This window comes from Streptomyces cahuitamycinicus, from assembly GCF_002891435.1.
GTDB lineage: Bacteria > Actinomycetota > Actinomycetes > Streptomycetales > Streptomycetaceae > Streptomyces > Streptomyces cahuitamycinicus.
The window spans coordinates 1-7876 of the sequence record NZ_POUC01000377.1 but is presented as its reverse complement, the minus strand read 5'-3'; the positions used below and the strand labels follow the sequence as shown (position 1 = coordinate 7876).

The following is a 7876-nucleotide window of genomic DNA, read 5'->3' as shown; positions in this document are numbered from 1 at the left end:
GTGCGGCGGACACCTGGACCGGGGGCGGGGGCCAGGTCTTCTCGCCCTCGCGGACCACGGTCATCGACCGCTGCACCACGTCGTCGAAGTCGAGGACGAGCCGTCCGTCCTTGCCGGGGGTGAGCAGCTTCATCAGGTTGACGATGTTGGTGCCGTACAGCTGCGAGGCCTGGGCCGGGAGCCGGCCGGGCAGGTCGGTGTAGCCGATGATCGTCACGTCGTTGTCGGTGACGACCGCCTTCCCGGCAACCGTGCCCTCGACGTTGCCGCCCTGGGCCGCCGCCATGTCGACGATCACGCTGCCGGACTTCATCCGCGCCACGTCCTCGGCGGTGATCAGCCGCGGCGCCGGACGGCCCGGGATGAGCGCGGTGGTGATGATGATGTCGACGTCGGCGGCCTGCTCGGCGTACAGCTGCGCGGCGAGCCGGTCGTAGTCCTCCGAGGTGGCCTTGGCGTAGCCGTCGGTGCTCACCTCCTGCTCGACGCCCACCGCCAGGAACTCCCCGCCCAGGGAGCGGACCTGCTCGGCGACCTCGGGCCGGGGGTCGGTGGCGCGGACCACGGCACCGAGGCTGCGGGCCGCGCCGATCGCGGCGAGCCCGGCCACTCCGGCCCCGGCCACCAGCACCTTGGCCGGGGGCACCTTGCCGGCGGCGGTCACCTGGCCGGTGAAGAACCGGCCGAAGGCGTGCGCGGCCTCGACCACGGCACGGTAGCCGGCGATGTTCGCCATCGAGCTCAGCACGTCCAGGGACTGGGCGCGCGAGATGCGCGGCACCGCGTCCATGGCCAGCGCGGTGATCGGCCGCCGAGCCAGCTCCTCGACCAGCTCCGGGTTGAGGGCCGGGCTGATCAGCGCGATCAGCGTCGCCCCCTCGCGCAGCCGGCCGGTCTCCTCACTGGAGGGGGCGTTCACCTTCAGTACGATCTCCGCCTGCCACGGGTCGCCGAGTTCGGCGCCCGCCTCCTCGTACGCCGTGTCGGAGAAGCGGGACGAGGCTCCCGCTCCCGGTTCGACCACCACGTCGTACCCGAGCGCGGCAAGTCTCCCCACGGTGGCCGGCGTGGCCGCCACCCTGGTCTCGCCCGCAGTGGACTCGGCCGGTATGCCGATCCGCTGGGGTTGCGGTTCCGCTGGGACCATCGTGTGCCTCTCCCGTCGTTCGACTGCCTGTCCTCCTTGGTGCCCGCATCCTGCACGTTCGACGCGGCATCCGTGGCGGGCCGCGGTCACATGGCCGAGGAGGCTGTCCTCACACCGCCGAGGGGTTGCCGAGAGAGCGTTTCGGGGGTATTGGTGTGACGCCCGGGGCGGAAAGAGTCCTGTGATGCGACAGGTCACGGCCGGGCGCAGACTGATGGCGTGAGCAGCACGCGCCCGGGGCGCGGCGAGGCCGCGAACCCCTTTCGATCAGCACCGCAGCAGACTGTCGCGCTGGCGGCGATGATGTTCGCCGTCGCCATGACCTTCATCGACCAGACCATCGTGTCGATCGCGGCCCCGGACATCGTCCGCGAACTGGGCCTGTCGTCCTCCGGAATGCAGTGGGTGGTCAACGCCTACCTGCTGGCCCTCGCGGCGTTCTTCGCCCTGGGCGGCCGTCTCGCGGACCTCTACGGGCCGCGCCGGATCGTCGTCATCGGCACGCTGGTGTTCGTCGTCTCCTCGGTGCTGTGCGGGTGTGTGCCCGCGGGCGGCGCCGCACAGGCCTGGCTGATCGTCTTCCGCGCCACCCAGGGGCTGGGGGCGGCACTGCTGTTCCCCGCGGCCCTGGCCGTGGTGGTCGCGGTGTTCCCGGTCGAGCGGCGCGGGCGGGCGCTCGCGCTGTTCTTCGGGGTCACCGGCGCGCTCACGGCCATCGGCCCGCTGCTGGGCGGCTGGCTCACGAACTGGACCTGGCGGTCGGTGTTCTGGGTCAACGTGCCCGTGGCGATCGTGGCGCTGGTCCTCACGGCCCTGGCGCACATCTCCGACCGGCGGCGCTCCGGCACCCTGGACGTCCCGGGCGCCGCCCTGATCGCGGCCGGCATGGGCCTGAGCGTGCTCGGGTTCCAGCAGGCCTGGTCCTGGGGCTGGGACAGCTGGGCGACCTGGGTCTGCATCGCGGGCGGCCTCGCGATCCTCGCCGGATTCGTCCGCTTCGAACGGAAGGTGGAGCATCCGCTGATCGACCTGCGGGTCTTCCGGGACAGGGCGTTCACCGTCGACGCGGCGGTGCTGTTCTTCGCGATGCTCGCCTTCGTCCCGCTGTTCTTCTTCACCTCCGTCTACGCCCAGGTGTCCCTGAGCGCCTCACCGAACCAGGCGGCCCTGTTCCTGCTGTACTTCTTCGTCGGCTTCGCCATCGCCTCGCAGTGGGGCGGCCGGATCCTCGACAAGAAGGGCGCCCGCCCGGCCCTGAAGCTGGGCACGGCCGTGGGCTGCGTCGGCTTCGCACTGTGGGCGAACAAGCTCACCGACCTGTCCATGCACGACCAGTGGCCCTACGCGGCCCTGGCCGGGGCCGGCATCGGCTTCGTCCTGGCCCCGGCCTCCACGGACGCCGTCAACCGGGCCATCGGCGCCTCGTACGGCGAGGTCACCGGCATCACCCAGACCGTCCGCAACTACGCGGCGAGCGTGGGCCTGGCCGTCTACGGCACGATCCTCACCCACGTCACGACCGACAAGGTGGTGGGCACCCTGACGTCCAAGGGCATGTCCCCCGGGGACGCGAACACCGTGGCCCGCGACGTCACCGAGTCGATCAGCGGCAGCGGCGACTCCCGGCCGCCCACCGGCACCGGCCCCGCCGCCGAGGCGACCCGGGAGTCGATGTCCGCGATCCGCATGGACTTCGCCGAGGCCAACCAGTGGGTGTTCTACGGCATGGCCATCGCCCTGGGCATCGGCTACCTGTGCGCGCTGCGCCACCCGGGCGGCAAGGTGGACGCGAACGCGAAGGTGGAGGAACCGGCCGGGCAGGCCCGCTGACGCCGCGCGTCAGGTGAACGACGCGTCCGTGCGCTCCTGGATCTGCTCGGGCGTCAGGTCCTCGATCGTCTGGGAGATCATCCAGAGATGGCCGAACGGGTCGGCGAGACGGCCCCCGCGCTGCCCGTAGGGCTGGTCGGCGACGGGGTACACCACCGTCGCCCCGCCCCGCAGCATGGCCTCGGCCACGGCGTCGGCGTCGGACACGTCCAGGGCCATGATCACCGGGCTGCCGCCGAGGGACGCCGGCGCCGGGTCGCCCTCGTCGGCGTCCTTGACGGCGACGACCGCGCCGCCGAGCCGCAGCAGGGCGTGCACGATCCTCCCGTCGGGGCCGGTGTACCGCTCGATCTCCTCGGCGCCGAGCGCGGCCCGGTAGAAGTCGATCGCCCGGGCGCCGTCCGGAACCACGAGCCGGGCGTAGAGCCGGTTGACGGTCTGCTGTAGGGGTGTGTTCGTCATGCCTTCACCCTCGCCGGTGCCGGGGATCCTGGATTGTAGAAATCGGCAGGCCCGGGGCCGTTCACCCGTCCAGCGGGACGTGGTTGCGTTCGAGCGGGGAGCGCGGTGCGTACGCGGTCGGGGTGATCCCGGCCAGCGCGCGGAACTCGTGGATCAGGTGGGCCTGGTCGTGGTAGCCGCAGTCGGCGGCGAGCGCCGCCCAGTCCGGCGCCCCCGGCCCGGCGTTGACGCGGCCGAGAAGCCGCTGGAAGCGCCGCAGTCGGGCGTACCGCTTGGGCGCGAGTCCCAGCTGGTCGGTGCAGCGGCGGGCCAGCCGTCTGGCGGTCCAGCCCAGCCGGTCGGCGACCTCGGCGACGGGCGTGCCCCGGTCGAGCAGCGCGGCGGCGAGCCGGACCGCCGGGTCGGGCTCCAGGGGGCGTCGCGCCCGTGCCAGCAGGGCCGCCTCCAGCTCGCGCAGCCCGGCCCGCGGGCCTCCCACGGCCATGGCCTCCAGCAGCCGCTCGCGCAGCACCGCGCCGTCCGTGCCCCACAGCTCGTCGAGCCCGGCCAGTTCGTCGCGGACCGCGGAGACCGGAGCGGTGAGGAAGGGGTGGGCGCCAGCGGGCCGGAACGCCACCCAGACGACGGCCCGCTGCTGCGCCGGGTCGATCAGGGCCGGCTCGGTGTACGGCCCGTGCACGGCGGCGCCCCCGGTGCGCCGGACCGGGCCCCGCAGCGGGGAGGAGGACAGGGCGTCCGCGTCGAGGTTGACCAGCAGCTGCGTCCCGCCCGTCGGCAGGGCCAGCTCGGCGGTGTGCGCGAACCGCACCTCGGCATAACCCATCGCGCCGATCAGCGGCGCCAGGGCTCCTGCCGACGGCCGGACGGTGAGCGAGACCGGCGTCTGCTCCGCCGCAGGAGATGGACGGGCCGGACCGGTCATCGGTCCAGGGTACGGCCGGGCGACGCCGGCCGGGAGCTACAGCGCCAGCCACACCGCCTGGTCCGGCTTCAGCACCCCGCCCTCGACGGGGCCGCCGGCCAGGAGGAGCTCGGTGTGCGCGGGCAGCTCGTACGGCGCTCCGGAGAGGTTGACGACGCAGACGAAGCCCGGCTCGCGGCGGAAGGCCAGCACGCCCTCCGGGGTGTCCAGCCAGGTCATGCCGCCGTCACCGAGGGCGGGGTGGTCGCTGCGGATGCGCAGGGCCGTGCGGTAGAGCTCCAGCATGGAGGCGGGGTCGCCGGTCTGGGCCTCGACGCCGAGCCCCGCCCAGTCGTCCGGCTGCGGCAGCCAGGGCGCGGCGCCGGTGCCGAAGCCGTAGGGGGCCGCCGGGCCCGACCAGGGGATGGGGACGCGGCAGCCGTCACGGCCGCGGTCGGTGTGGCCGGAGCGTTCCCAGATCGGGTCCTGGAGGGCCGACTCGGGCAGGTCCTCGACCTCGGGCAGGCCGAGTTCCTCGCCCTGGTAGACGTAGGCGCCGCCGGGCAGGGCGAGCATCAGCAGGGCGGCTGCGCGGGCGCGCCGGGTGCCCAGGGCGGGATCGAGCGGGCCTTCGGGTTCGTAGCGGGTGTCGACCGTCCAGCCGCGCTGCGCGGTACGGCCGTAGCGGCTGGGGTGGCGCATGACGTCGTGGTTGGACAGGACCCAGGTGGCCGGTGCGCCCACCGCGCCGAGCATCGCGAGGGAGTCGTCGATGACGGCCCGCAGGTCCCCGGCGTCCAGGCGGCACATGAGGAAGTCGAAGTTGAAGGCGGTGTGCAGGCCGTCCGCCCGGACGTAGGCCGCGAGGCGCTCGGGGGTGTCCGCCCAGGCCTCGGCGACGAAGGAGCGGTCACCGGGGAACTCGTCGGCGACCTTGCGCCAGGACCGGTATATCTCGTGCACCTCGTCGCGGTCCCAGTGCGGGTGGTCGAGGTGCCGGCGCACGTCGTCGCGGCGGGCGAGCGGCCCCAGCACCGCCGGTTCCGCGTGCGGCGGCAGGTCGGGCAGGTCCGGGTGCTTGATCAGCCCGTGGGCGACATCGATCCGGAAGCCGTCCACGCCCCGGGCGAACCAGAACCGCAGGATCGACTCGAACTCCTCCCGTACCTGCTGGTGCTGCCAGTTCAGGTCGGGCTGTTCCGGCGCGAACAGGTGCAGGTACCAGTCGCCGTCGGGCAGCCGGGTCCAGGCCGGGCCGCCGAAGCAGGACACCCAGTCGTTCGGGGGCTGCGCCCCGTCGGGGCCGCGGCCGGTGCGGAAGACGTAGCGCGCGCGCTCCGGGCTTCCCGGGCCGGCTTCCAGCGCCGCGCGGAACCAGGCGTGCCGGTCGGAGGTGTGGTTCGGGACGATGTCGGGGATCACCCGGATCCCCTGCGCGTGCGCCTCCTCGATGAGCCGCTCGGCGTCGGACAGCGTGCCGAACAGCGGGTCGATGTCCCGGTAGTCGGCCACGTCGTAACCGTGGTCGGCCATGGGCGACTTGTACCAGGGGTTGATCCAGATGGCGTCCACGCCCAGCGACTTCAGATACGGCAGGCGCGAGCGGAGTCCGGCGATGTCGCCGACGCCGTCGCCGTTGCCGTCGGCGAAACTGCGGATGTAGACCTGGTAGATGACGGCACTGCGCCACCAGGGTGCGGTGTGGGACACGGTGGATCCGGCTCCTCGGGTGTGAGGTGTCTACTTGGCCGAGCCTGCGGTGAGCCCGGCGACGATACGGCGCTGGAAGAGCAGCACCATGACCACCAGCGGGATGGTCACGACGATGCCCGCGGCCATCTGGCTGCCGAACGGCGTCTGGTAGGTCGTGGCGCCGGAGAACTTGGAGATGGCGACCGTGGCGGTCTGCATGGCGGGCTTGTTGGTCATCGACAGGGCGATGAGGAACTCGTTCCAGGCCGCGATGAACGTGATGATCGCGGTGGTGAAGATGCCCGGCGCCGCCAGCGGCACGATGACCCTGCGGAAGGCCTGGCCGCGGGTGCAGCCGTCCACCATCGCGGCCTGCTCCAGTTCGTCGGGCATCTGCCGGAAGAACGTGGTCAGGTTCCACACCGCGAGCGGCAGCGTGAAGGACATGCTGGGCACGATCATCGCCTGGTAGGTGTTGATCCAGCCGATGTCGGTGAACAGTTTCAGCAGCGGCACGACGATCGACACCACGGGGAACATCGACGTGGCGATGATCACGGTGAGGATCAGCCGCTTGAAGCGGAACTCCAGCCGGGCCATCGCGTACGCGGTGAAGGTGGCGAGGACCAGCGACAGCGCGGTGGTGACGCCCGCGACGACCAGGCTGTTGAGGAGTGCCCTGGTGAACCCCTGTGCCGGGCCGAACACCGAGCGGTAGTTCGCGAAGGACACCGGGGACGGAAGCAGCGAGGTGCTGAAGATGTCGTTCGTGCTGCGCAGGCTGGAGACCAGCATCCAGTAGAACGGGGCCAGGCAGTAGGCCACCACCAGGGCGATGCCCAGATGGGGCAGCCACTGCCGCCACTTGGCGGTGAGGGTCATGCCGTCACCTCCCGTGCGCGGCGGCCCGGCGTTCCGGCGCCCCGGCTCCCGCTCCTCTTCCTCTTCTTCGTGCCGCCGGCGTCTCCGACGATGTCGGCGCCGAGCAGCCGTACGAAGGCGAGCGCGATGAGGAAGACGTAGAGGAAGAGCAGGACGGCGTAGGCGGAGGCCGGGCCGAAGCGGACGTTGGACGCCTCGTTCTGGGCGAGCATCGACAGGGTCTCCACGGAGCCCTTCTGCGAGCCGATGAGGATGTAGGGCAGGTCGAACATGCGCAGCGCGTCGAGGCAGCGGAACAGCACGGCCACCAGCAGGGCGGGCTTCACCAGGGGCAGGGTGATGCGCCGGAACTGCTGGAAGGCGCTGGCCCCGTCGAGCCGGGCCGCCTCGTAGACCTCTTTGGGGATGACCTGGAGGCCGGCCAGGACGAGGAGCCCGATGAAGGGGGCGGTCTTCCACACGTCGGCGATGACGACGGCGACCTTGGCGGAGAAGCCGTCGGCGGTCCACAGCACTTGGTGGCCGAGGAGGACGTTGGCGATGCCGTCGGCGTTGAAGATCCACTTCCAGAGCAGTCCGGAGATGGCCGTCGGGATCGCCCAGGGCACCAGGATGCTCGCCCGGACCAGGCCGCGGCCCCGGAACGCCCGGTGCATGATCAGTGCCATGGCCACGCCGATCACCGTCTCCAGCGAGACCGTGACGACGGTGAAGAAGGTCGTGTTCCAGAAGGCGTTCCAAAAGCGGTCGCCGGCCTGGGTGAAGATGTCGGTGTAGTTCTTCAGCCCGACGAACGGCTCGGAGTTGCTGATGAACCCTGTTCGGGGGTCCAGGCCCTTGACCCCGTACAGGGACTCGTCGAGCGCCATGAGCGTCGGGTAGAGGACGACGACCGAAAGGACCAGCAGCGTCGGGGAGACCAGGAGGGCGGCCAGGCGGCCCGCGCCGGCGGTGGCCCGGGA

The 7876-nt window shown here is 71.9% G+C and carries 7 protein-coding genes; 1 reads left to right on the top strand and 6 read right to left on the bottom strand.

Going from position 1 to position 7876, the window contains the following annotated elements:
* Positions 1-1147 (bottom strand): Re/Si-specific NAD(P)(+) transhydrogenase subunit alpha (locus C1J00_RS33710; RefSeq protein WP_102912766.1); only part of this gene is annotated, 1147 nt, incomplete at its 3' end.
* A gap of 300 nt (positions 1148-1447) precedes the next feature.
* Here C1J00_RS33710 and C1J00_RS33705 point away from each other — a divergent pair.
* Complete coding sequence (locus tag C1J00_RS33705) at positions 1448-2977, top strand: MFS transporter (RefSeq protein WP_102912765.1); 1530 nt, start codon at positions 1448-1450, stop codon at positions 2975-2977.
* A 9-nt stretch (positions 2978-2986) separates the two neighbouring features.
* Here C1J00_RS33705 and C1J00_RS33700 read toward each other — a convergent pair whose 3' ends face one another.
* The 5 genes from C1J00_RS33700 to C1J00_RS33680 all read right to left on the bottom strand — a co-directional run.
* Entirely contained in the window at positions 2987-3439 is a 453-nt protein-coding gene (locus C1J00_RS33700; protein ID WP_102912764.1) for a VOC family protein, read from the bottom strand.
* Between the two features lie 61 nt (positions 3440-3500).
* Positions 3501-4361 (bottom strand): helix-turn-helix domain-containing protein, encoded by an 861-nt coding sequence (locus C1J00_RS33695; protein ID WP_146046299.1) that lies wholly within the window; start codon positions 4359-4361, stop codon positions 3501-3503.
* Between the two features lie 36 nt (positions 4362-4397).
* Positions 4398-6050 carry a glycoside hydrolase family 13 protein gene (locus C1J00_RS33690; RefSeq protein WP_102912762.1) on the bottom strand — a complete coding sequence of 551 codons (1653 nt, stop codon included), beginning with the start codon at positions 6048-6050 and terminating at the stop codon, positions 4398-4400.
* 30 nt (positions 6051-6080) lie between these two features.
* Positions 6081-6914, bottom strand: coding sequence for a carbohydrate ABC transporter permease (locus tag C1J00_RS33685; RefSeq protein WP_102912761.1), 834 nt, complete (start codon positions 6912-6914; stop codon positions 6081-6083).
* Positions 6911-7876 (bottom strand): carbohydrate ABC transporter permease (locus C1J00_RS33680; protein ID WP_102912760.1); only part of this gene is annotated, 966 nt, incomplete at its 5' end. The genes C1J00_RS33680 and C1J00_RS33685, both read right to left, overlap by 4 nt.